Annotated in this window: 20 protein-coding genes and 1 pseudogene; 12 read left to right on the plus strand and 9 right to left on the minus strand. The window is 51.8% G+C overall.

Going from position 1 to position 22,897, the window contains the following annotated elements; genetic code table 11:
- Position 1: 1 nt before the first annotated feature.
- The gene (locus AC791_RS06140; protein ID WP_049839645.1) at positions 2-1,030 is read right to left on the minus strand and encodes a YiiG family protein; all 1,029 of its coding nucleotides are present in this window, start codon (positions 1,028-1,030) and stop codon (positions 2-4) included.
- Positions 1,031-1,483: 453 nt separating this feature from the next.
- Between AC791_RS06140 and AC791_RS06145 the strand changes: the two genes are divergently transcribed.
- Positions 1,484-1,768, plus strand: a complete 285-nt coding sequence (locus AC791_RS06145) for a hypothetical protein (RefSeq protein ID WP_049839620.1) — start codon at positions 1,484-1,486, stop codon at positions 1,766-1,768.
- Positions 1,769-1,856: 88 nt separating this feature from the next.
- Here AC791_RS06145 and fdhD read toward each other — a convergent pair whose 3' ends face one another.
- Positions 1,857-2,603: a formate dehydrogenase accessory sulfurtransferase FdhD gene (gene fdhD / locus AC791_RS06150; RefSeq protein WP_416202291.1), complete on the minus strand. Its 747-nt coding sequence runs from the start codon at positions 2,601-2,603 to the stop codon at positions 1,857-1,859.
- A 435-nt stretch (positions 2,604-3,038) separates the two neighbouring features.
- On the opposite strand from fdhD, the gene fdnG reads away from it, so the two are divergent.
- The 6 genes and pseudogenes from fdnG to AC791_RS20330 all read left to right on the plus strand — a co-directional run.
- Positions 3,039-6,089: a formate dehydrogenase-N subunit alpha gene (gene fdnG / locus AC791_RS06160; protein ID WP_148677769.1), complete on the plus strand. Its 3,051-nt coding sequence runs from the start codon at positions 3,039-3,041 to the stop codon at positions 6,087-6,089.
- Between the two features lie 12 nt (positions 6,090-6,101).
- Complete coding sequence (fdxH, locus tag AC791_RS06165; protein WP_049839624.1) at positions 6,102-7,004, plus strand: formate dehydrogenase subunit beta; 903 nt, start codon at positions 6,102-6,104, stop codon at positions 7,002-7,004.
- On the plus strand, positions 7,001-7,636 hold the full coding sequence (gene fdoI, locus AC791_RS06170; RefSeq protein WP_049839625.1) for a formate dehydrogenase cytochrome b556 subunit: 636 nt from the start codon (positions 7,001-7,003) through the stop codon (positions 7,634-7,636). Before fdxH ends, fdoI begins: the two co-directional genes overlap by 4 nt.
- A complete protein-coding gene (fdhE, locus tag AC791_RS06175; protein ID WP_049839626.1) occupies positions 7,633-8,562 on the plus strand; it encodes a formate dehydrogenase accessory protein FdhE in 930 nt (309 codons plus the stop codon). Before fdoI ends, fdhE begins: the two co-directional genes overlap by 4 nt.
- Positions 8,563-8,769: 207 nt before the next feature.
- Positions 8,770-9,699: an alpha/beta hydrolase gene (locus tag AC791_RS06180; protein WP_049839627.1), complete on the plus strand. Its 930-nt coding sequence runs from the start codon at positions 8,770-8,772 to the stop codon at positions 9,697-9,699.
- Positions 9,684-9,824 (plus strand): annotated as a pseudogene (locus AC791_RS20330) (helix-turn-helix domain-containing protein); the annotation flags it as partial. The gene AC791_RS06180 and the pseudogene AC791_RS20330, both read left to right, overlap by 16 nt.
- An 11-nt stretch (positions 9,825-9,835) precedes the next feature.
- On the opposite strand, the gene fabY reads toward AC791_RS20330, so the two are convergent.
- The 5 genes from fabY to typA all read right to left on the minus strand — a co-directional run bounded on the left by fabY (position 9,836) and on the right by typA (position 14,721).
- Positions 9,836-10,777 carry a fatty acid biosynthesis protein FabY gene (gene fabY, locus AC791_RS06185; RefSeq protein WP_049839646.1) on the minus strand — a complete coding sequence of 314 codons (942 nt, stop codon included), beginning with the start codon at positions 10,775-10,777 and terminating at the stop codon, positions 9,836-9,838.
- 44 nt (positions 10,778-10,821) lie between these two features.
- A complete protein-coding gene (gene dtd, locus AC791_RS06190) occupies positions 10,822-11,259 on the minus strand; it encodes a D-aminoacyl-tRNA deacylase (RefSeq protein ID WP_049839628.1) in 438 nt (145 codons plus the stop codon).
- Positions 11,256-12,116: a virulence factor BrkB family protein gene (locus AC791_RS06195; protein ID WP_049839629.1), complete on the minus strand. Its 861-nt coding sequence runs from the start codon at positions 12,114-12,116 to the stop codon at positions 11,256-11,258. Before AC791_RS06195 ends, dtd begins: the two co-directional genes overlap by 4 nt.
- Positions 12,113-12,709, minus strand: a complete 597-nt coding sequence (yihX, locus tag AC791_RS06200) for a glucose-1-phosphatase (protein WP_049839630.1) — start codon at positions 12,707-12,709, stop codon at positions 12,113-12,115. Before yihX ends, AC791_RS06195 begins: the two co-directional genes overlap by 4 nt.
- Positions 12,710-12,897: 188 nt before the next feature.
- Positions 12,898-14,721: a ribosome-dependent GTPase TypA gene (gene typA / locus AC791_RS06205; protein WP_049839631.1), complete on the minus strand. Its 1,824-nt coding sequence runs from the start codon at positions 14,719-14,721 to the stop codon at positions 12,898-12,900.
- Positions 14,722-15,099: 378 nt separating this feature from the next.
- Between typA and glnA the strand changes: the two genes are divergently transcribed.
- From glnA to AC791_RS20335, 4 genes are all read left to right on the plus strand, one after another.
- Positions 15,100-16,509: a glutamate--ammonia ligase gene (glnA, locus tag AC791_RS06210; protein ID WP_049839632.1), complete on the plus strand. Its 1,410-nt coding sequence runs from the start codon at positions 15,100-15,102 to the stop codon at positions 16,507-16,509.
- 135 nt (positions 16,510-16,644) lie between these two features.
- The gene (gene glnL, locus AC791_RS06215; protein ID WP_049839633.1) at positions 16,645-17,694 is read left to right on the plus strand and encodes a nitrogen regulation protein NR(II); all 1,050 of its coding nucleotides are present in this window, start codon (positions 16,645-16,647) and stop codon (positions 17,692-17,694) included.
- A 12-nt stretch (positions 17,695-17,706) separates the two neighbouring features.
- On the plus strand, positions 17,707-19,116 hold the full coding sequence (glnG, locus tag AC791_RS06220; RefSeq protein WP_049839634.1) for a nitrogen regulation protein NR(I): 1,410 nt from the start codon (positions 17,707-17,709) through the stop codon (positions 19,114-19,116).
- 101 nt (positions 19,117-19,217) lie between these two features.
- Positions 19,218-19,328: a YshB family small membrane protein gene (locus AC791_RS20335; protein ID WP_148677771.1), complete on the plus strand. Its 111-nt coding sequence runs from the start codon at positions 19,218-19,220 to the stop codon at positions 19,326-19,328.
- A gap of 62 nt (positions 19,329-19,390) precedes the next feature.
- On the opposite strand, the gene hemN is transcribed toward AC791_RS20335, so the two are convergent.
- Complete coding sequence (gene hemN, locus AC791_RS06225) at positions 19,391-20,764, minus strand: oxygen-independent coproporphyrinogen III oxidase (protein WP_049839635.1); 1,374 nt, start codon at positions 20,762-20,764, stop codon at positions 19,391-19,393.
- A 188-nt stretch (positions 20,765-20,952) separates the two neighbouring features.
- Complete coding sequence (gene yihI / locus AC791_RS06230) at positions 20,953-21,459, minus strand: Der GTPase-activating protein YihI (protein ID WP_049839636.1); 507 nt, start codon at positions 21,457-21,459, stop codon at positions 20,953-20,955.
- A 583-nt stretch (positions 21,460-22,042) separates the two neighbouring features.
- On the opposite strand from yihI, the gene yihA reads away from it, so the two are divergent.
- Entirely contained in the window at positions 22,043-22,684 is a 642-nt protein-coding gene (gene yihA / locus AC791_RS06240; protein ID WP_148677772.1) for a ribosome biogenesis GTP-binding protein YihA/YsxC, read from the plus strand.
- Positions 22,685-22,897: the final 213 nt, after the last annotated feature.

Consider the following 22,897-nt stretch of genomic DNA (forward strand, 5'->3'; position numbering starts at 1 on the left):
ATTAATGCATACGGTTGTAGTTATCTACCATCTGGTTATAGCTTCTTAACGCTTTCGGATAAGAAGCGTCAACCATCCAGCCTGCATTCGCATCCGACAGCAGACGTTTTTCACTGTCAGCATACGGCGCTTTATCTCTTACCCGACGAATATATTTCTTCGTGTCCAGCTGATACTCTTCTGCCGCAGAAATAAAGCGCGTGAACTTAAAGGAATCCCCGGATTGCGCCTTCAGCTTTTCTTTAAATTCGGCCGTGGTTTTTTCCAGCTCGGTTAGCTGTTTCATTGCGTTGTCGGTATCAAACGTCTCATGGCTTATGACATCATTAAGATTGCCGGAATGGATCATGACGGACAACGTATAATAATTTTCCGATTTCCCTTCGCTTTGCTCAATGGCCTTCAACTGAGCGACCTGGCGTTCAGCTTCAACCTGTTTAATTGCATCACTATAGCGATTAGCCGCGGGTTCAAAGTCGCGCCACTGCTTCATCAGCGTCTGATGCAGCGTCTTACCCTCGGCAAAAGCATCGTCTTTATAGTTTTCCTGCTCGTAATATTTATTCATAGCATTAATGGTATTGGCTACCGCGACGGCATGAGTGATAAAGGCTGATGCTGCCTCATCCATAGGTTCCAGTGCCGGTTTTAGTTTAACAACCTCTGGAACTTCTTTCTGGCACTTCTCAAGCGTACTGTCGGAAACGGCATAAGTACCGTAAACGATGCGCTCTTTGCCCGTAGGACCGGTTTGCAGATCTTTTAGCCAGCTGGCATAGCGCTCCATACTATTATAAATCGACAGCTGCAATGTATTGTAGCAATCAATATAAGTGTTCATTTTCTTATCATGAACATCCTGTTGATCGGCCTGCACGTCGTCATTTTTCGGTGCAGCTTGTGCCTGCGACGGTTCTGAGGTTGCAGTGGAAGACGCAGGCGCGGCCTGAGTTGATTCTGTGGAATTGTTATCGTCACAGCCGGTTAAAAGCGTTAAAACGATGGCTGTTGCTAATAAATTGCGCTTCATATAATTTCTGCCCAGGGTATTAAAAGAATACTTATCATTGCCCAGGGTTTTGTTAAATGCAAATTCAGATGGGAAATTTAAAACCATTGCTAAATAAAAGAAAAAAAATCGGCCAATAATTTTAATATGAATTTATATATTATGCCACTGCCGGTATTAGTAGGTCATTGCCGGGAACAATCTGGTAATGTTACACGGCAGAGCAGTCTGAGTTTCTCTACGTGCTAAAGCACTCGATGGAGAGCTTTTTTAACATTGCGCTTTGTACGGGTACGTATCTTTACGCCATTCATCGCTTATCTTTTTACGTAGATTATAAATAATAAAACCAGGAAATAATAAATTTCATATTTATTTATGAGAAAAATTAGAGACGCCGATCACAATGATCGCCTAATGACGATGTTAATTTACTTTCGCAAACTCAATCATTAATCAACAAAGGATATGAAGATGAAACAAGGTGCATGGGAAATTAACTCTACCGTTAATAAAAATATAACTGCAATAGAAGACAAACACTTAGAAATTTTTGCATTTGCAACCGAAGGATTATTAGGTACAAAATATGATGTACTGGTCCACGCAGGTGAACAAATTGTCTGCGGAGCCAATCATCTTTATATCGCTCAGCAGAGCATTTTTACTCGCGATGGCGAAAGCATTTCACTGGTTAAAGTTGTGATTTATGCGCCATTAGAGGGCAAGCCTGTTATCACGCATATTGAGAAAATCTAATCGCCGCCAACACCTTTTATTCTCTCGAAAATAAATAGTCTGTTTAAACAGCTTAACGCCTGGCCTGAAAAATTCCTTTTTCAGGCCTTTATATTAAGCGTTGGGGATGCGTATAAATTGTGGCCCTGCCCGGCTTGCAAAATCCCACCAGCGTCAGGTTGCAGCGCTCTGCCACATCGACGGCCAGCGTCGTAGCTGCCGACACGGCAAACAGGATTTCCACGCCGCACATCGCTGATTTTTGTACCATTTCATAGCTGGCGCGGCTGGATACCAGAATAGCCCCCTGCTGCCAGCGGTCATCTTCCAGCGCACGACGCCCCAGCAGTTTGTCCAGCGCCACGTGACGGCCCACATCTTCATGCCCGCCTGCCAGCTCCCCGGAAGGAAGCATCCAGGCGGCAACGTGCGTACAACCGGTCAGTTGACCCACCGGCTGAAAGCCTCTGAGCTGGCTCAGACCATGGTCGAGATCCGCTATTGAAAACGTTTGTGTAAAGGGTAACGGCGCCACAGGTTTACCAATATCGTTAAGCTGCTCGACACCGCACACCCCGCACCCGGTGCGGCCGGCAAGTGTCCGGCGGCGTTCTTTAAGCCCCATGAAGCGGCGACTGGATAACTCAATTTGCACTTCTATTCCACTGCACGCCTGTACCACATCAATGCCAAAGATCTCACGCGCGTCTTCGATAATACCTTCTGATAATGAAAAGCCGATGGCGAAGTGCTCAAGATCCTTTGGTGATGCCATCATGACAACATGTGAGATCCCGTTATAAACCAGCGCCACGGGAACCTCATCAGCCAGATGGTCTGCCTGAGTGTGACGCATATTATCGCGAGACCAGACAAGACGTGAAGCCGCACCGATATCAAGGGGTTGAGACATGGTATTTCCTGAAAGTAGTCGCAAGAGCACGGCTATTTCAGCACGGTTAGCCAGCGGGAGCAAATACCGCGCCAAAAATGGATTTACGTTGTATCAATGGCCGTGCCAGATAAAAACAGCTACACGCCTTACAAATTGATTTGTGTCACTTTGCATTTTTTGACAATGCTTTCTTTTCGCTAAAAGTGTGCTCAATGCAACATTCCTTGTTCCTGATGTATACATATCCGAAACAACCCAGAGAATTATGATATTCTTAGCAGGGTTATTTTCTGCCAGGCCGTCGTAAATCAATACCTCAGAAGCGGTAATTTCCGCAGGTGGCCTGCCAGTACGATCGTACTTATTGATGAGCAATGTCGAAACAAGGAGTAAACCATGCAGGTCAGCAGAAGGCAGTTCTTTAAGATCTGCGCTGGCGGTATGGCAGGCACCACGGCAGCAGCGCTGGGTTTTGCCCCCGGTATAGCGCTGGCGGAAACGCGGCAGTACAAACTGCTGCGCACTCGCGAAACCCGTAACACCTGTACATACTGTTCCGTTGGCTGCGGGCTATTAATGTATAGCCTCGGTGACGGTGCTAAAAACGCCAAATCGTCCATTTTTCATATCGAAGGTGATCCGGACCATCCGGTCAATCGTGGCGCTTTGTGTCCGAAAGGCGCAGGGCTTATCGACTTCATCCACTCTGACAGCCGCCTGAAGTACCCGGAATACCGCGCGCCAGGGTCGGACAAATGGCAGAGAATCAGCTGGGAAGACGCATTTGATCGCATCGCTAAGCTGATGAAGGAAGACCGCGATGCCAATTTCATCGCGCAGAATGCTGAAGGCACTACCGTTAACCGCTGGCTTTCCACCGGTATGCTGTGCGCTTCCGCATCCAGTAATGAAACCGGCTATTTAACCCAGAAATTTACCCGCGCACTCGGCATGTTAGCCGTCGATAACCAGGCGCGCGTCTGACACGGACCAACGGTAGCAAGTCTTGCTCCAACATTTGGTCGCGGTGCGATGACCAATCACTGGGTCGACATGAAGAACGCCAACCTCATCGTAGTGATGGGTGGGAACGCGGCAGAAGCGCATCCGGTGGGATTCCGCTGGGCGATGGAAGCCAAGATCCACAATGGTGCGAAGCTCATTGTTGTTGATCCACGCTTTACGCGTACGGCATCGGTTGCCGATTTCTATGCCCCGATCCGTTCAGGTACTGACATTGCTTTCCTGTCAGGCGTGATGCTGTACCTGCTAAACAATGAAAAATACAATCGCGAATATACCGAAGCCTACACTAACGCCAGTCTGATCGTGCGCGAAGACTTTGGCTTTGATGACGGCCTGTTTACCGGGTATGACCCGGAAAAACGCAAATACGACAAAGAAAGCTGGAACTATGAGCTGGACGAGCGCGGTTTTGCAAAACGCGATATCACTCTGCAACACCCGCGTTGCGTGTGGAATCTGCTGAAAAAGCACATTTCCCGCTACACGCCGGACGTGGTTGAAAATATTTGCGGCACGCCAAAAGCTGATTTCCTTAAAGTCTGTGAGTACATTGCAGAAACCAGTGCCCATGATAAAACGGCGTCGTTCCTGTATGCACTCGGCTGGACGCAACACTCGGTAGGCGCACAGAACATCCGTACCATGGCGATGATCCAGCTGCTGCTTGGAAATATGGGCATGGCAGGCGGCGGCGTAAATGCTCTGCGTGGTCACTCTAATATCCAGGGTCTGACCGATCTCGGCCTGCTGTCACAAAGCCTGCCTGGCTATATGACGCTGCCAAGTGAAAAGCAGAACGATCTGGATACCTACTTCGCCGGTAACACCACCAAACCGTTGCTGGAAAATCAGGTTAACTACTGGAGCAACTACCCGAAATTCTTCGTCTCCATGATGAAGGCATTCTATGGTGATAAAGCCACCGCAGATAATAGCTGGGGCTTTGACTGGCTGCCGAAATGGGACAAAGGGTACGACGTACTACAGTATTTCGACATGATGTCCAAAGGTCAGGTCACGGGTTATCTCTGCCAGGGCTTTAATCCGGTAGCCTCGTTCCCGAACAAAAATAAAGTGGTCTCGTCGCTGTCGAAGCTGAAATTCCTCGTGACTATCGATCCGCTTAATACCGAAACGTCTACCTTCTGGCAGAATCACGGCGAGTCGAACGATGTGGATTCGTCGAAAATTCAGACCGAAGTGTTCCGTCTGCCGTCGACCTGCTTTGCCGAAGAAAACGGCTCAATCGTGAACTCCGGCCGCTGGTTGCAATGGCACTGGAAAGGTCAGGATGGCCCAGGCGAAGCGCTGAACGATGGTGAGATCATCGCCGGTATCTTCATGCGCCTGCGTAAGATGTATGCCACCGAAGGCGGCGTATGTCCGGAGCCAGTGCTGAATATGACCTGGAACTATCTGACGCCGGAGAATCCATCTTCGGAAGAGGTAGCGATGGAGAGTAACGGTAAAGCGCTGGAAGATATCGTTGATCCTACGACTGGACTTTTGCTGGCGAAAAAAGGTAATCAGCTGGGATCTTTTGCGCATCTGCGCGATGACGGTACCACATCCAGCGGCTGCTGGATCTTCGCCGGAAGCTGGACGCCGGACGGCAACCAGATGGCCCGTCGCGATAATGCCGATCCATCCGGACTGGGGAATACCCTGGGCTGGGCCTGGGCCTGGCCGCTTAATCGTCGCATTCTCTATAACCGCGCCTCTGCCGATCCGCAGGGTAAACCGTGGGACCCGAAACGCCAGCTGCTGTCTTATGGCAACGGCAAATGGGCCGGAGCCGATATTCCTGACTACAGCACCGCACCGCCGGGCAGCGATGTCGGGCCATTTATTATGCTTCAGGAAGGTGTAGGTCGCCTTTTTGCCACCGATAAAATGGCAGAAGGTCCGTTCCCGGAACACTACGAGCCGTTCGAAACGCCGCTCGGGACGAACCCAATGCACCCGAATGTTATCTCGAACCCCGCTGCCCGCGTCTTTAAAGAGGACATGGATGCGATGGGGAAAGCCGATAAATTCCCGTATGTGGGGACCACCTATCGTCTGACCGAACATTTCCACTACTGGACCAAACATGCGCTATTGAACTCGATTGCGCAGCCGGAACAGTTTGTGGAGATCGGCGAGAAACTGGCAAATAAACTCGGTATAACCCAGGGCGATACGGTGAAAGTCTCTTCTAACCGTGGCTATATCAAAGCCAAAGCGGTGGTGACCAAACGTATCCGTACCCTGCGCGTGAATAATCAGGACGTCGATACTATCGGCATTCCGATCCACTGGGGTTATGAGGGCGTGGCTAAGAAAGGGTTTATCGCAAATACCCTCACGCCGGTTGTAGGGGATGCGAACACGCAGACGCCGGAGTTTAAGGCGTTCCTGGTGAACGTGGAAAAGGTGTAACGGAGACGACTTATGGCTTATCAATCGCAAGATATTATCCGTCGTTCCGCGACTAACGGTTTCACTCCCGCGCCTCAGGCGCGGGATCACCAGCAAGAGGTGGCGAAGCTTATCGACGTCACTACCTGCATCGGCTGTAAGGCGTGTCAGGTAGCGTGCTCGGAATGGAACGATCTACGTGATGAAGTGGGTCACAACGTCGGGGTTTATGATAATCCGGCGGACCTGACCGCAAAGTCATGGACGGTAATGCGCTTCTCGGAAGTGGAACAAAACGACAAGCTGGAATGGCTTATCCGCAAAGATGGCTGTATGCACTGCGCCGATCCGGGCTGCCTGAAGGCATGCCCGTCCGAAGGGGCAATCATTCAGTATGCTAATGGCATTGTTGATTTCCAGTCCGAGCAATGCATCGGCTGCGGCTACTGCATCGCCGGCTGCCCGTTCGACGTCCCGCGTCTGAACCCGGAAGATAACCGCGTCTATAAATGTACGCTGTGTGTCGACCGTGTGGTAGTAGGCCAGGAGCCGGCCTGCGTGAAAACCTGTCCAACAGGTGCTATCCACTTTGGTTCTAAAGAGGATATGAAAGTGCTGGCAGGTGAGCGCGTGAGTGAACTGAAAACCCGCGGTTATGATAACGCCGGCCTGTACGATCCGGAGGGCGTCGGCGGTACTCACGTTATGTATGTGCTGCACCACGCGGATAAACCGAATCTGTATCACGGCCTGCCGGAGAATCCGGAAATCAGCCAGACCGTTAAATTCTGGAAAGGTATCTGGAAACCCCTTGCGGCGGTCGGCTTTGCCGCAACCTTCGCAGCCAGTATCTTCCACTACGTCGGTGTCGGTCCGAACCGCGCAGAAGAAGATGAAGACAACCTGCATGAAGAGAAAGACGAGGTGCGCAAATGAAAAGACGTGACACCATCGTGCGCTACACGGCACCGGAACGTATTAACCACTGGGTCACCGCCTTCTGCTTTATCCTGGCGGCGGTGAGCGGACTGGGATTTTTCTTCCCGTCGTTCAACTGGTTAATGCATATTCTGGGGACGCCACAGCTGGCGCGCATTCTGCATCCGTTCGTTGGCGTGGTAATGTTCGCTTCATTCATCATCATGTTTTTCCGCTACTGGCACCATAACCTAATCAATCGGGATGATATCTTTTGGGCGAAGAATATTCGTAAGATCGTCGTCAACGAGGAAGTCGGTGATACGGGGCGCTATAATTTCGGTCAGAAATGCGTTTTCTGGGCGGCGATTATTTTGCTGGTGCTGTTGCTGGCGAGCGGCGTGGTGATCTGGCGTCCGTACTTTGCGCCTGTGTTCCCTATTCCCGTAATCCGATTCGCGTTAATGCTGCATTCATTTGCCGCAGTCGCGTTAATTGTGGTTATCATGGTGCATATCTACGCCGCCCTGTGGGTGAAAGGCACCATTACCGCGATGGTGGAAGGATGGGTGACCAAAACGTGGGCGAGGAAACATCATCCGCGCTGGTACCGGGAAGTCCGCCAGAAAGAGGAAAAGTCATCTGAATGAGTATTCGCATAATCCCGCAAGATGAGTTGGAGAAAAGCGAGAAACGCACGGCGGATATGATCCCGCCGTTATTGTTCCCCCGACTCAAAAATGTCTATAACCGCCGCGCAGAACGTCTGCGCGAGCTGGCTGAAAACAATCCGCTGGGCGATTTCCTGCGCTTTGCCGCACTTATTGCGCACGCGCAGGAAGTGGTACTGTACGATCATCCGCTTGAGATGGATTTGACGGCGCGCATTAAAGAAGCCGCTGCACAAGATAAGCCGCCGCTGGATATTCATGTTCTGCCACGCGACAAGCACTGGCATAAACTGCTGCACTCGCTGATTGCTGAGCTGAAACCCGAAATGAGCGGGCCGGCGCTGGCGGTGATTGAGAATCTTGAAAAAGCGTCTGAGCAAGAGCTGGAGCTGATGGCCAGTGCGCTGTTTGCCTCTGACTTTGCCTCGGTCAGCAGCGACAAAGCGCCGTTTATCTGGGCGGCTCTGTCGTTGTACTGGGCGCAAATGGCCAGCCTGATCCCCGGTAAAGCGCGTGCTGAATACGGTGAACATCGCCAGTTCTGCCCGGTCTGCGGGTCTATGCCGGTCTCAAGCATGGTGCAAATCGGCTCCTCTCAGGGTCTGCGCTACCTGCACTGCAATCTGTGTGAAACCGAGTGGCACGTTGTGCGCATCAAGTGCAGTAACTGCGAGCAGACCCGCGATTTGCACTACTGGTCGCTGGATAATGAACAGGCATCAGTGAAAGCCGAAAGCTGCGGCGACTGTGGCACCTATCTGAAAATTTTATATCAGGAAAAAGATCCAAAAGTAGAGGCGGTGGCCGACGATTTAGCCTCGCTAATACTGGATGCTCGCATGGAGCAGGAAGGCTTTGCCCGCAGCTCTATTAACCCGTTTTTATTCCCGGGTGAAGGTGAGTAAGTCATCTGTCGGGGAAGCGCTTGCGCTTACCCGACTTTTTTTAGCTGCGTCGTCAGAATAAATATCATGCCCTGCAGCACTTTGGTGGTGACGTTTCCGTTAATTGCGAAGTGCTTTCCAGAATCAGATCCCCACCAAAATTTGCGTTTTCCTTTGCGAATATCCAGGTTATAAGACTGGGTATTCATACAGTTAAGACACGAGATTATGGCACTGGAAAAAGGTATTAACGATCTGGTTAACGATTTTATCGCCGCCGGGCGTCCATCGGAACGGCATCAGCGTATTGAGCAGCGTCGCGAAGGATATATTGCCAGCACCGCTCTCGCGGGAGAAAAAGAAACCCGGGTTACGGTCGCCGATATTACGCTTGAAGGTATAACATTCCGGGTAGTTTCCCCACTTGATGCTGACGAGGTTTTGCCGACGGTTATTTATTACCACGGAGGCTGTTTCGTGAGCGGCGGTTTTGCCACGCACGACCATCAGTTACGACAACTGGCATTTTACAGCCGTTGTCGGGTTATCGCTGTACACTACCGCTATGCGCCGGAGCATGCTTATCCTGCTGCACACAATGACGCGGAAAGAGGTGCCGATATTATCTGGCAGAATGCGGATAAGCTCGGTGTTGATCGGGCACGCATAACCTTTACCGGCGACAGCGCGGGCGGACATCTGGCACTGGTGACAGCGCTGCGCCTCAAGGCATCAGGCCAGTGGCAACCTGCCCAGCTTATTCTCATCTATCCCATGCTTGACGCCACCGCCCATTTCGACAGCTATATTCGCAACGGTCTCGACTACATCATTACCCGCGACACGCTGCTCTCAGGTTACGAAATGTATTTCCCGCATACCGAACGCCAGCATCCTGAAGCCAGTCCCCTCTGGCGAGATGACTTTTACGGTCTTCCTCCCGTGCATATCATTACCGCCGAATACGATCCCCTTTGTGATGAGGGCGAGGCGCTGTATCAGCGACTAAGCGAGCAAGGTGTGACCTGCTCCTGCCAGCGTTACCTCGGTGTGATCCATGGCTTCTTCCAGTTAGGCGGGATCAGTCTCGCTGCAAAGCATGTTATGCAGGATATTGCCTGGCGGGTACGCCAGAAAATGCAAAAGCAGCCGACTTAGCGAAGGAGCTTGGGTCAAAATCGAATATCAGCAATATTCTTAATGGCCGCCGGGCGCTAACGGTTAAACATATTAAAGCGCTCGCGCAGCGTTTTAATCTTCCGCCACAGGCATTTATTGCGTAAATGAAGCGCCATCACTCTTCTTCATTACCGCCCTCTTCCAGCGGGCCAAACGGCCTTGCGGGCAAGACGATGTAGGTCCCTTCAAACACGGCGCCGGAAGTCTCATTGCCGAGCAATTCAACCTGTAACTGCACGCGCGCCTTGCGACCACGAGCCAGCCGGTCCAGATCGCCGCTTAGCGAGCCGAGGTCAGCAATTGCCGTCGGGCGGCCGCTAATAGGGCGACTGTAACGAATGTGGGCATCAGCGAGAATAATCGTGCCGCCAAGGTGGCGCTCGCGCAGCATCAGCCAGATAAGCCCCCAGCCGGTCAACGTCGCCAGCGAGAACAGACTACCGGCAAACAAGGTGTGGTGCGGGTTTTGATTGCCGGTTTCCGGCATCGTCGTAATGAATTTTTGCCCGGTATATTGCTGGATGCGCACACCCATCTTTTCACTGAGGGGAATATGCTCATACCACGCCTGCTGAAGCTGCCCGCACCAGTCGCCGCGATGCAAAATGTCATCCAGCGATGCGATTGGCTTAATCATCAAAAAATGGCGCAGCGGCGTGGTTTGCGGGGCAGTGATTTCTCCCTGATTCACAAATCCCAGCCGGGAGAAAAACTCTACGGCATCCTCCCGGGCGCTACAGGTCACGCGCTTAACCCCTTCCTGACGAGCGATAGACTCAAGCGTCATCGCCATCAGCGTACCCAGCCCTTTGTCCTGTACGCCGGGATCGACGGCCATAAAGCGAATAGATGCTTCGTTATCCGCATTAATGTAGAGCCGTCCGACGGCTACCAGGTTGCCCTCTTCGTCCACCACCATTTGATGATGGGCCAGCGCGTCCCAGGCATCACGCTCAGAGCCTTTAGGCTGATGCAGCGGCTTACGCAGCATCTCCCAGCGGAACTGATAGTAGGCATCTAATTCTTCTGCTGTTTGCGGTACCCGAAGGTGATACATAGCGGCACTCTCTTTTGTTACACGCGGCCACGTCAGACGCTGACTCATACCTGAAGCCAGAACGTCACGGGGCCATCATTAACCAGTGAAACCTGCATATCCGCAGCGAATTGTCCGGTCTGCGTGACGATATTATGCTGGCGGCATTGGCTGACAAAATAGTCGTACAGCGCTTCGGCACGATCCGGCGCTGCACCTTTTGAAAAGCCGGGACGCATACCGCGCCCGGTATCCGCTGCCAGCGTAAACTGCGAAACCACCAGCACGCTGCCTCCCGCCTGCTGGACGTTAAGATTCATTTTACCGTCGGCATCGCTAAAGATGCGGTAACCAAGTACCCGCTCGCACAGGCGATCGGCTTTCTGTTCGTCGTCCTCTTTTTCGACACCTAAAAGGAGTAAAAGTCCCTGGCCGATTTCGCCCGTTACGTTCCCCTCCACGCTGACGCTGGCACCGGTTACGCGCTGAATCAATGCAATCATGGCTGATCTTCTTTTTCTTCTTTAAGTTTGCGGTATTCCCCGAGAGTGACAGTTATTTCCGCGCCAAGCAACACGATACACCATGTCCAGTAGACCCAGACGAACATAATCGGGATGACCGCCAGCACGCCGTAAATGAGCTGGTAAGAAGGAAACATGGTGATATATAACCCGAATCCTTTCTTACCCGCCTCAAACAACAGCGCGGCAACGAACGCACCGGTCATTGAATCCCGGTTAGGCACTTCAGTGGTTGGAACGACGCTGTACAACAGCCAGAATGAGAGCCACGAGAGGATCAGCGGAAAAATACGCAGTACATCGTCAATAACGCTATTAAGCTCACTGGCCCATTGCAGAGAGAGCAGATAGGAACTGATCACCAGGCTGGCGCCGGCCAGTACCGGGCCAAGCGTCAGGATCATCCAGTAGACCGCGAATGAATACACTTTGGGACGAACACGCTTGCTGCGCCAGATGGTATTCAGCGCGCTGTCGATGGCATACATCAGTAGCAGGGACGTCACGATTAAGCCACAGGCTCCCACCGCCGTCATTTTGCTGGAGTTCGCCACAAACTGCTCAATATAGCGCTGGATGACGTCACCGGTGGCAGGCATGAAATTAGCAAACACAAAATGTCGTAGCTGAAGGCTAACGTCCGAGAACATCGGGAACGCTGCAAATAAGGCAAAGACAACGGCGACCAGCGGTACCAGAGAAAGCAGTGAAACGTAGGCAAGGTTACCCGCCAGCGTCGTCATGTTGTCTTCATCAAGACGATGCCAGAGCAGTTTGAGCCATGCGACCAGTGGTCGCGTGGAAGGACGCATTTTTTGGCGGAATATTTTTATCATGACAGCGTCGAGAAATAGTCCGGGATGGTCTGTTTGTCTGCCACCAGAACCGAGGTGATCCCAAGCTGGTTGGCCCCTTCTATATTATCGGCATTATCGTCAAAAAAGACCGCATCCTCAGCAGAAAATCCTTCAGCCTGGAGCACATGCTGGTAGATACGTGCTTCCGGCTTGCGCATACCCAAATCCTGCGACAGATAGATACGATCGGCTGCATCACGGATCTGCGGATATTCTCCCGGCCAGAAGGTCGTGTGCAGACGATTGGTATTGGACAGCACAACGACGCGGTGGCCCTGTTCACGCAATTTTTGCATGATGCCGATGACCTCCGGGCGCAGGCCGACAAAAACGGCCTGCCAGCCGTGGGCAAATTGCTCATAGCTTAACGGCAGCTCCATCTCATGGCACAGTGCCTCAGCAAATGCCTCGTCGGTGATCTCGCCGCGCTCATGCTGGTGAAACGCATTCCCCATGGTGAATGTCTGCTTCAACGTCGCCAGCGGTACACGGCTGAAATCGCTCCATGCCCCCAGCACACGGTTGAAGTCAATATCGACAATCACATTACCTAAATCAAAGATATAGAGCATTTTTGTTTCCTTTCGCGCCGTGGAGGAATAACTGTAGCGGGAAAGAATGCGTTTGACTATGGGAGGGTTAACAACATGCGATCGTACTCACCGGGCGTGCGGGGTGCGACGGTTTGGGCCGGGAGGCGAATAAAAAAACCCCGGCGAGTTTTCACTCTTACCGGGGCTTTGAACGTCAGGAAGCGAAATTAATCTTCTTTCGGACCGCGATTCGCACGTTTGCGATCGTTTTCCGTCAGGTGACGTTTACGAATACGGACGGACAGCGGCGTTACTTCAACCAGTTCGTCATCATCGATGAACTCCAGAGCTTGCTCCAGGGTCATTTTCTGTGCCGGAACCAGCGTGGTCGCTTCGTCAGTACCGGAAGCACGCATGTTGGTCAGTTTCTTACCGGTCAGGCAGTTAACCGTCAGGTCGTTAGAACGGCTGTGAATACCGATGATCTGGCCTTCATAAACTTCAGCCCCGTGACCCAGGAACAGCTTACCGCGATCCTGCAGACCGAACAGCGCAAACGCAACCGCTTTACCCTGACCGTTGGAGATCAGTACGCCGTTCTGACGCTGGCCCACATCGCCCGCACGAACGTCGTCGTAGTGGCTGAACGTGGAGTACAGCAGACCGGTACCGGAGGTCATGGTCATGAATTCTGAACGGAAGCCAATCAGACCACGGCTTGGGATCACGTAGTCAAGACGTACGCGGCCTTTACCATCTGGATTCATGTTTTTCAGGTCGCCTTTACGCTCGCCCAGTGCCTGCATGACAGAACCCTGGTGCTGCTCTTCGACGTCCAGCGTTACGTTCTCGAACGGCTCTTGCTTGCGGCCGTCGATTTCGCGGAAGATAACTTTCGGACGGGAAACCGCCATCTCGAAACCTTCACGACGCATGTTTTCAATCAGAACGGACAGGTGCAGTTCACCACGGCCAGAAACGCGGAATGCATCTGCATCTTCGGTTTCTTCAACGCGCAGCGCCACGTTGTGCACCAGCTCTTTGTTCAGGCGGTCAAGGATCTGACGAGAGGTAACATATTTACCTTCTTTGCCACAGAACGGAGAGGTGTTAACGCAGAAGAACATGGTTACGGTCGGTTCATCAACGGACAGCGCCGGCAGTGCTTCGACATTCTGCGTATCACAGATGGTGTCGGAGATGTTCAGCTCGCCCAGACCGGTGATAGCAATGATGTCGCCTGCTTCTGCGATATCACTTTCGATACGTTCCAGACCCAGATGGGTCAGCACTTTACCGACTTTACCGTTACGGGTTTTGCCTTCGCTATCAATGATAGTGATCTGCTGGTTCGGTTTAACTTTACCGCGCTTGATACGACCGATGCCGATAACGCCAACGTAGTTGTTGTAATCCAGCTGAGAGATTTGCATCTGCAGCGGACCATTAAGGTCAACATTCGGTGCCGGTACACGATCAACGATAGTCTGATACAGCGGAGTCATATCCTCGGCCATATCTTCGTGATCCAGACCTGCGATACCGTTCAGCGCTGATGCGTAAACGATAGGGAAGTCCAGCTGTTCGTCGGTCGCGTCGAGGTTAACGAACAGGTCAAATACCTGATCGACAACCCAGTCAGGACGCGCGCCCGGACGGTCAACTTTGTTGATAACAACAATAGGCTTCAGGCCATGAGCAAAGGCTTTTTTGGTCACGAAGCGCGTCTGCGGCATCGGACCATCCATTGCATCAACAACCAGCAGCACGGAGTCTACCATGGACATGACGCGCTCAACTTCACCACCAAAGTCGGCGTGCCCCGGGGTATCAACGATGTTGATACGGTAGTCATTCCATTTGATAGCGGTGTTTTTAGCGAGGATGGTAATTCCACGCTCTTTCTCCAAATCGTTGGAGTCCATCACACGCTCTTGAGTTTCGGCACGCTCACCGAAAGTACCAGATTGTTGGAGCAGCTTGTCAACCAGGGTAGTTTTACCATGGTCAACGTGAGCAATGATGGCGATGTTACGCAAATTTTCGATCACAACTTTGCCTCAGGCATTAGGAATAGCGCGTCATTGTACACGGATTAATCGCACTACAAAACAGGATCACAAAGATCCTCCGCAAACAACTGTTGCAGAGTTTGTTTGTGATCGCTTTCACGAAGCGAAATAGGGCCGCTTTAACGCAAATTGCACCAGTATGGTGCTCAATATTAGCATCGAAGCACTATACTGGTGCAATATGACGATACTGGTGCAGCCTATTTGCACTATGGTGTGCATGATAGCGCCTTTTGGGGGGCATTTGAAAGTTGGCACAGATTTCGCTTTATCTTTTTTAACACGATAACGCCAGTCAGGCTGTTTTGAATACCTCGTTACCACGACGACAATGACCGAATCCGGGGAGAGTTAAGTATGTCCGCTGAACACGTTTTGACGATGCTGAATGAACATGAAGTGAAGTTTGTCGATTTGCGCTTCACCGATACCAAAGGTAAAGAACAGCACGTCACGATTCCTGCGCATCAGGTAAATGCCGAATTCTTCGAAGAAGGCAAAATGTTTGATGGCTCCTCGATTGGTGGCTGGAAAGGTATTAACGAATCAGACATGGTGCTGATGCCGGATTCCTCTACTGCGCTCATTGACCCGTTTTATGAAGAATCGACCCTGATCATTCGTTGCGACATTCTGGAGCCAGGCACGCTGCAAGGCTACGACCGCGACCCGCGTTCCATTGCTAAGCGCGCTGAAGAATACCTGCGCTCTACCGGTATTGCAGATACCGTCCTGTTTGGGCCGGAACCTGAATTCTTCCTTTTTGACGATATCCGCTTTGGCGCATCTATCTCCGGTTCCCATGTGGCTATCGACGATATCGAAGGTGCCTGGAACTCATCGACCAAATACGAAGGCGGTAACAAAGGCCATCGTCCGGGCGTGAAAGGCGGTTATTTCCCGGTTCCACCAGTCGATTCTTCACAGGACATCCGCTCTACCATGTGTTTGATCATGGAAGAAATGGGTCTGGTCGTTGAAGCGCATCACCACGAAGTGGCGACGGCGGGTCAGAACGAAATCGCCACCCGCTTTAACACCATGACCAAAAAAGCGGACGAAATTCAGATCTACAAATATGTGGTGCACAACGTTGCTCACCGCTTCGGTAAAACCGCGACCTTTATGCCTAAACCGATGTTTGGCGACAACGGTTCCGGTATGCACTGCCATATGTCACTGTCTAAAAACGGCACCAACCTGTTCTCTGGCGATAAATACGCCGGTCTGTCTGAGCAGGCGCTGTTCTATATCGGCGGCGTAATCAAACATGCCAAAGCGATTAACGCCCTTGCAAACCCAACGACCAACTCCTATAAGCGTCTGGTCCCGGGCTACGAAGCACCGGTAATGCTGGCCTACTCTGCCCGTAACCGTTCAGCGTCTATCCGTATCCCGGTGGTATCTTCGCCGAAAGCGCGTCGTATTGAAGTACGCTTCCCGGACCCGGCAGCTAACCCGTACCTGTGCTTTGCCGCTCTTCTGATGGCCGGCCTTGATGGTATCAAGAACAAGATCCACCCGGGCGAAGCAATGGACAAAAACCTGTATGACCTGCCGCCGGAAGAAGCGAAAGAGATCCCACAGGTTGCAGGCTCTCTGGATGAAGCCCTGAAAGAGCTGGATCTGGACCGTGAGTTCCTGACTGCAGGTGGCGTATTCACCAACGAAGCCATTGATGCTTACATTGCCCTGCGCCGTGAAGAAGATGATCGCGTACGCATGACGCCGCACCCGGTAGAGTTTGAACTGTACTATAGCGTGTAATTTGACGCTGATTTGTTAGTTGCCGTGGAAACGTTTAGCCCATCTCCGGATGGGCTTTTTTCTCCACATAAAACACCTTTTTTCTCACTGATGCTTATAATGCACTCATTTGGTGCGCACTATGGAGACTGCTAAATGGCAACTGGCACGCTGCCCGATGCTGGGCAGATCCTCAACGCATTAATTAACAGCATATTGCTGGTCGATGACGAGCTGGCAGTACATTACGCCAATCCTGCCGCACAACAGCTGCTGGCGCAAAGTTCGCGTAAATTATTCGGTACACCTCTACCGGAATTGCTGAGTTATTTTTCTCTGAATATCGGCCTGATGCAGGAAAGTCTGCGGGCCGGGCAAGGGTTTACCGATAACGAAGTCACCCTGGTTATCGACGGACATTCACATATTCTTTCGCTGACCGCACAGCGGCTGCCGGACGGCATGATCCTGCTGGAAATGGCCCCAATGGATAATCAGCGCCGTCTGAGCCAGGAGCAGCTTCAGCACGCGCAACAAATTGCCGCCCGCGACCTGGTTCGGGGCCTGGCGCATGAAATTAAAAATCCGTTAGGCGGCCTGCGCGGCGCGGCGCAATTATTGAGTAAAGCGCTGCCCGATCCCTCTCTCACGGAATACACCAAAATGATTATTGAGCAGGCCGACCGCTTGCGTAATCTGGTTGACCGTCTGTTAGGACCACAGCAGCCCGGGATGCATATCACTGAAAGCATTCACAAAGTGGCTGAACGGGTGGTGACGCTGGTTTCTATGGAGCTGCCAGATAACGTCAGGCTGATACGTGATTACGACCCGAGCCTGCCAGAACTGCCTCACGATCCCGATCAGATTGAACAGGTGTTGTTAAACGTAGTACGCAATGCGCTACAGGCGCTGGAACCTGAAGGCGGTGAAATTATCCTGCGTACGCGTACCGCTTTCCAGTTAACGTTGCACGGTGTGCGCTATCGCCTGGCCGCGCGTATTGATATTGAAGATAACGGTCCAGGTATTCCCTCGCATCTTCAGGACACGCTGTTTTACCCGATGGTGAGCGGGCGTGAAGGTGGAACAGGGCTGGGCTTATCCATCGCCCGCAGTTTGATCGACCAGCATTGCGGAAAAATTGAATTTACCAGTTGGCCAGGCCATACCGAATTTTCGGTATTCCTGCCCATCAAAAAATAGAGGCGTGAGTTTATGCAACGAGGGATAGTTTGGGTAGTCGATGACGATAGCTCCATCCGTTGGGTGCTTGAACGCGCGCTGACCGGTGCCGGGTTAACCTGCATTACTTATGAGAGCGGCAGAGAGGTGCTGGACGCGCTGGCAACAAAGACGCCGGACGTACTGCTTTCCGACATCCGGATGCCCGGCATGGACGGGCTGGCGCTGTTAAAGCAGATTAAACAGCGTCATCCAATGCTTCCGGTCATCATAATGACGGCCCACTCCGATCTGGAGGCGGCGGTCAGCGCCTACCAGCAGGGGGCATTTGATTATCTCCCAAAACCCTTTGATATTGATGAAGCGGTGGCGCTGGTCGAACGTGCGATCAGCCATTATCAGGAACAGCAGCAGCCGCGTAACGTGCAGGTAAATGGCCCGACGACCGATATTATTGGTGAAGCGCCTGCAATGCAGGATGTATTTCGCATTATCGGCCGACTTTCCCGGTCATCAATAAGCGTGTTGATCAATGGTGAATCGGGAACGGGCAAAGAGCTGGTCGCCCATGCGCTGCACCGTCACAGTCCGCGGGTGAAAGCGCCGTTCATCGCCCTCAACATGGCGGCCATTCCTAAAGATCTGATTGAGTCAGAGCTGTTCGGCCATGAAAAAGGGGCCTTTACCGGTGCCAATACGATTCGCCAGGGACGCTTTGAGCAGGCAGACGGCGGGACGCTGTTTCTTGATGAAATTGGTGATATGCCGCTGGATGTACAGACCCGCCTGCTGCGCGTCCTGGCAGACGGCCAGTTTTATCGGGTAGGCGGCTACGCGCCCGTTAAAGTCGATGTACGTATTATTGCCGCCACGCATCAGAATCTGGAGCTGCGGGTGCAGGAAGGCAAATTCCGTGAAGATCTCTTTCATCGTCTGAATGTTATCCGCGTTCATTTACCGCCGCTGCGCGAGCGTCGGGAAGATATCCCACGCCTGGCGCGTCACTTCCTTCAGGTCGCCGCACGCGAACTGGGAGTAGAGACAAAACAGCTCCACCCGGAAACGGAAGCAGCGTTAACCCGGCTGGCCTGGCAGGGTAACGTACGCCAGCTGGAAAATACCTGCCGCTGGTTGACGGTGATGGCTGCCGGGCAAGAGGTATTGATTCAGGATCTCCCCGGCGAACTGTTTGAAACAAGCGTACCCGATAGCCCTTCGCAAACGCAGGCCGATAGCTGGGCCACGCTGCTGGCCCAGTGGGCAGATCGTGCGCTACGCGCCGGCCATCAGGATTTGCTTTCCGAGGCGCAGCCGGAGCTTGAACGCACGTTGTTAACCACTGCCCTGCGCCATACGCAGGGGCACAAACAGGAAGCGGCCAGGCTACTGGGCTGGGGAAGGAATACGCTCACCCGCAAGTTAAAAGAACTGGGTATGGAATAAGCACTGTAAAGATTAAATAGTGAGCGCAAATTGCTGCTAATTTGCGCTTTACTGTTCCGGCGACTCAGGTATGATCGTGCCCGCCAATTCGGGAGGCCACCATGTTCGAATCTCTGATTAATTTGTTATCCAGCGGCGCAACTGAGAGCCATACGCCTCAGACGGCAATGGCAGCCGTGCTTTGCGCGGTGCTGGTGAATTTCTTAAGTTAATATACCGAACGCCTTCCTCTTCTTTTTGAGGAAGGCGTTTTGTTTTATGCGTTGCGACCGGATTAAATCACCCGTGAAAACTGCTGCATTCGCGCTTTCTGCCGCAGGTAAGCATCAAAGCACATGCAGATATTACGGATCAGCAGACGGCCTTTACCCGTTACCTGAATCGTCTGCTCATTGATGTCCACCAGCCCGTCTTTGGCCAGTGGCGCAAGCAGTTTAAGATCATCAGCAAAGTAGTCGGCGAACACCAGATCCCATTGGGCTTCAACGGCCTGCATATCCAGGCGGAAATTGCAGATCAGCGCTTTGATGACATCACGGCGAATACAATCATCACGCGTTAGTGCAATACCGCGCCACAGTGCATCCCCCTGCTCATCAACCTGCTGATAATAGTGCTTCAGCTCTTTCTGGTTTTGCGCATAGCAATCACCGATCATACTAATGGCAGATACGCCCATACCTAACAGATCGGTATCGCCCTGCGTGGTATATCCCTGAAAGTTACGGTGCAAAATACCCTCACGCTGCGCAACGGCCAGTTCGTTATCCGGGCGGGCGAAGTGATCCATGCCAATAAACTGATAGCCGTTATCGGTCAGTGAAGAGATGGTTTCCTGCAAGATATCCAGTTTCTGCTGCGCAGAAGGCAGATCGGCATCTTTGATTTTGCGCTGTGCGGCAAACAGGGTTGGCAGGTGCGCATAGTTAAATACGCTAAGTCGGTCAGGGGCCAGCTCTGCCACGCGTTTAAGCGTAAAGGCAAAACTTTCCGGCGTTTGCTTAGGCAGGCCGTAAATTAAGTCGATGTTGGTAGAGGTAAAGCCGATATCACGCGCATGATGCAGCAGCGCAAAGATAAACTCTTCATCCTGCTCGCGATTAACCAGCCGCTGAACCTCTTTATTAAAGTCCTGAACGCCCATACTCAGACGATTAAAGCCTTCGCCACGTAAATGATCGAGCACATCCAGCTCAATTTCACGCGGATCGATTTCGATCGAGATTTCTGCATCGTCATCAAAGGTAAAATTTGCGCGCAGAAGCGTCATCAGACGGCTGATTTGCGTTTTATTCAGGTAGGTTGGCGTTCCACCGCCCCAGTGCAACTGGCTGACATGGCGACCCGTAAACAGCGGAGCACGGTGAATAATCTCCTGCTCCAGCGCATCAAGGTATTGATCGGCTTTATGCTGCTGGCGGGTCACAATTTTATTGCAGCCACAGAAGTAGCAGAGCTTATGGCAAAAGGGAATGTGAATATAGAGCGACAAAGGACGCTCAGGATAGCGTGCAACGGCACTTAAAAATTGTGCCTCGCCAAAGTCTTCTGAAAACTCCAGCGCGGTAGGATAAGAGGTATAACGCGGCCCGGAATAGTTATATTTTTGGATCAGGGCCAGATCCCAGTCGATTAACTGCTCAGACATGCTCACTCCTTCCGATGATGCCGACGGCGGGTACGGTAGACCGGACGGGCACCGTTTTTCGCGATCAGCCGGTTGCGCAGCCTTGATTGACGCCGCGACAACCGCTGTAGTTTAACGAATAACCACCCCAGATAACATATGACCGGAAGGAGTAGAAGCAGGACGGGCAGGCCGGCCTGGTGCAAACGTTAGTTTCCGCCTTTCAGCAGGCGCATCATATCTTCCTGCTTTTCTTCCTCGCCTTCTTCGTCTTCTTCATCATCGTAAGAAAGGCCCAGTTTCTGCATCAGTTCATCAATGCGATCCAGTTTGGCATCAACCCAGGATTGCTCTTCAGCAGTCAGGGCTTCGCCTTCCTCCAGACGCTCCAGCAACGCATCCAGGCGCTCATCGTTCTCCAGCATATCCAGCTCATCCTGCGGTGAAAGCATAGGTTTCTCGCTCTTTGGTTTTTGCTGTTTAGTCACCGGGGCCTGATTCACGCCCAGTGGAATAGGGGTTTTACTGCCAATACGCGGATCTTTTTGCTGTTTCTGGCCCTTACCACCGGATGCACTTTCACTACCGCTCGCACGACTACCGGCTGTGTGACCACGGTGCTTTTTTTTACGCTTGAGCGCGCGTGCTTCATCATTTAATTCCTGGCGTGTTTTACGGCGAACTTTGTCACGCGGTGCCGATGCTGGTTTTTTCATAATGTGAGATCTTTGAGCCGTTTTCTTTAGTATAGAATTGAGGCGGAATCTATCAGAAAGTAAGCAAAGAAAAAAGGCGACAGATTACTCTGTCGCCTTTTTTCCTGACTCACACCCTCAAGGGGCACCACATTCCATGTTTGCTTACAACTAACCCTGTTTTTCCCTTAGCTGGAACACTCCTTGTTGCAGTTCCCTTTCCGTGTAAAACGTCTCCTGACGTCTGTCTTCCTGACCATCCTGCGTCTTCGCCTCCTGGCGCTCCTGACCCTCATCCTGAGTCACTGGTCCTTTGGGCTTCCTCGCCTGTGAGTCACACTTTATCGTACTGTGATGGGCATACAAGATACAGCGAGACGGGAGAAAGGGTAATCAGAAAAAACTTAAAAACTAACCAAATGATTTATAAGGATAAAAAAATTTATTTTAGAAAAAAATACGCTGATTTCCCATAATGATTATGGTCAATATCTCACAAACCGTATGACATCGGCTTACAGCATGAAGCGAGTCGAAAAAACAGTCTTTTTTCATCGTTCAGGTATAATCGCCGCCAATGCCTGAATTAACGGAGACGGCCATTTTGACAAGTTTTAATTATCAACAAACGCACTTTGTCACCAGTGCACCGGATATTCGCCATCTTCCCAGCGATACCGGCATAGAAGTGGCTTTCGCTGGCCGCTCTAATGCGGGCAAATCGAGTGCTCTGAATACGCTGACTAACCAAAAGAACCTCGCGAGAACGTCCAAAACGCCGGGGCGTACACAACTTATCAATCTTTTTGAGTTCGCCGACGGTAAACGCCTGGTTGACCTTCCAGGCTACGGCTATGCGCAGGTGCCTGAAGAGATGAAAATCAAATGGCAGCGTGCGCTGGGTGAATATCTTGAAAAACGCCAGTGTTTGCAGGGTATCGTGATCCTGATGGATATTCGCCATCCGCTTAAAGATCTCGACCAGCAAATGATCCTGTGGGCGGTTGAAAGCAATATTCAGGTACTGGTGCTGTTAACCAAAGCTGACAAGCTGGCCAGCGGCGCGCGTAAAGCGCAGATTAATATGGTGCGGGAAGCGGTACTCGCGTTTAACGGTGACGTGCAGGTTGAAGCGTTCTCATCGCTCAAAAAAATCGGCGTGGATAAACTGCGTCAGAAGCTGGATGGCTGGTATAGCGATTTGCCGCCGGTAACTGAAGCGCAAACAGAAGAAAACGCGGAATAAAGCAGGCGCGGCACGGCCCGCGCTTTTCTTTTGCGCAATAAAAAACGCCCCGGCCATTACTGACCGGGGCGGCTAAAATATTCAGCCAAATCCGATTACGTGAAGTAAAAGGTCTGAAAGATAGAACATCTTACCTCTGTACCCTACGCGAATAACTCTACTCTTTTTTTACCGACCTGCGAAGCACTTTTTGTAGTTTTTTTTCACTTTTTA

This window comes from Klebsiella sp. RIT-PI-d, from assembly GCF_001187865.1.
Classification (GTDB): Bacteria; Pseudomonadota; Gammaproteobacteria; order Enterobacterales; family Enterobacteriaceae; genus Superficieibacter.

What these genes read in the sequence shown, in the direction of transcription:
- AC791_RS06140 (WP_049839645.1), bottom strand. Translation starts at nt 1,030, where the DNA reads ATGAAGCGCAATTTATTAGCAACAGCCATCGTTTTAACGCTTTTAACC.
- AC791_RS06145 (WP_049839620.1), top strand. Translation starts at nt 1,484, where the DNA reads ATGAAACAAGGTGCATGGGAAATTAACTCTACCGTTAATAAAAATATA.
- fdhD (WP_416202291.1), bottom strand. Translation starts at nt 2,603, where the DNA reads ATGCGTCACACTCAGGCAGACCATCTGGCTGATGAGGTTCCCGTGGCG.
- fdxH (WP_049839624.1), top strand. Translation starts at nt 6,102, where the DNA reads ATGGCTTATCAATCGCAAGATATTATCCGTCGTTCCGCGACTAACGGT.
- fdoI (WP_049839625.1), top strand. Translation starts at nt 7,001, where the DNA reads ATGAAAAGACGTGACACCATCGTGCGCTACACGGCACCGGAACGTATT.
- fdhE (WP_049839626.1), top strand. Translation starts at nt 7,633, where the DNA reads ATGAGTATTCGCATAATCCCGCAAGATGAGTTGGAGAAAAGCGAGAAA.
- AC791_RS06180 (WP_049839627.1), top strand. Translation starts at nt 8,770, where the DNA reads ATGGCACTGGAAAAAGGTATTAACGATCTGGTTAACGATTTTATCGCC.
- fabY (WP_049839646.1), bottom strand. Translation starts at nt 10,777, where the DNA reads ATGTATCACCTTCGGGTACCGCAAACAGCAGAAGAATTAGATGCCTAC.
- dtd (WP_049839628.1), bottom strand. Translation starts at nt 11,259, where the DNA reads ATGATTGCATTGATTCAGCGCGTAACCGGTGCCAGCGTCAGCGTGGAG.
- AC791_RS06195 (WP_049839629.1), bottom strand. Translation starts at nt 12,116, where the DNA reads ATGATAAAAATATTCCGCCAAAAAATGCGTCCTTCCACGCGACCACTG.
- yihX (WP_049839630.1), bottom strand. Translation starts at nt 12,709, where the DNA reads ATGCTCTATATCTTTGATTTAGGTAATGTGATTGTCGATATTGACTTC.
- glnA (WP_049839632.1), top strand. Translation starts at nt 15,100, where the DNA reads ATGTCCGCTGAACACGTTTTGACGATGCTGAATGAACATGAAGTGAAG.
- glnL (WP_049839633.1), top strand. Translation starts at nt 16,645, where the DNA reads ATGGCAACTGGCACGCTGCCCGATGCTGGGCAGATCCTCAACGCATTA.
- glnG (WP_049839634.1), top strand. Translation starts at nt 17,707, where the DNA reads ATGCAACGAGGGATAGTTTGGGTAGTCGATGACGATAGCTCCATCCGT.
- AC791_RS20335 (WP_148677771.1), top strand. Translation starts at nt 19,218, where the DNA reads ATGTTCGAATCTCTGATTAATTTGTTATCCAGCGGCGCAACTGAGAGC.
- hemN (WP_049839635.1), bottom strand. Translation starts at nt 20,764, where the DNA reads ATGTCTGAGCAGTTAATCGACTGGGATCTGGCCCTGATCCAAAAATAT.
- yihI (WP_049839636.1), bottom strand. Translation starts at nt 21,459, where the DNA reads ATGAAAAAACCAGCATCGGCACCGCGTGACAAAGTTCGCCGTAAAACA.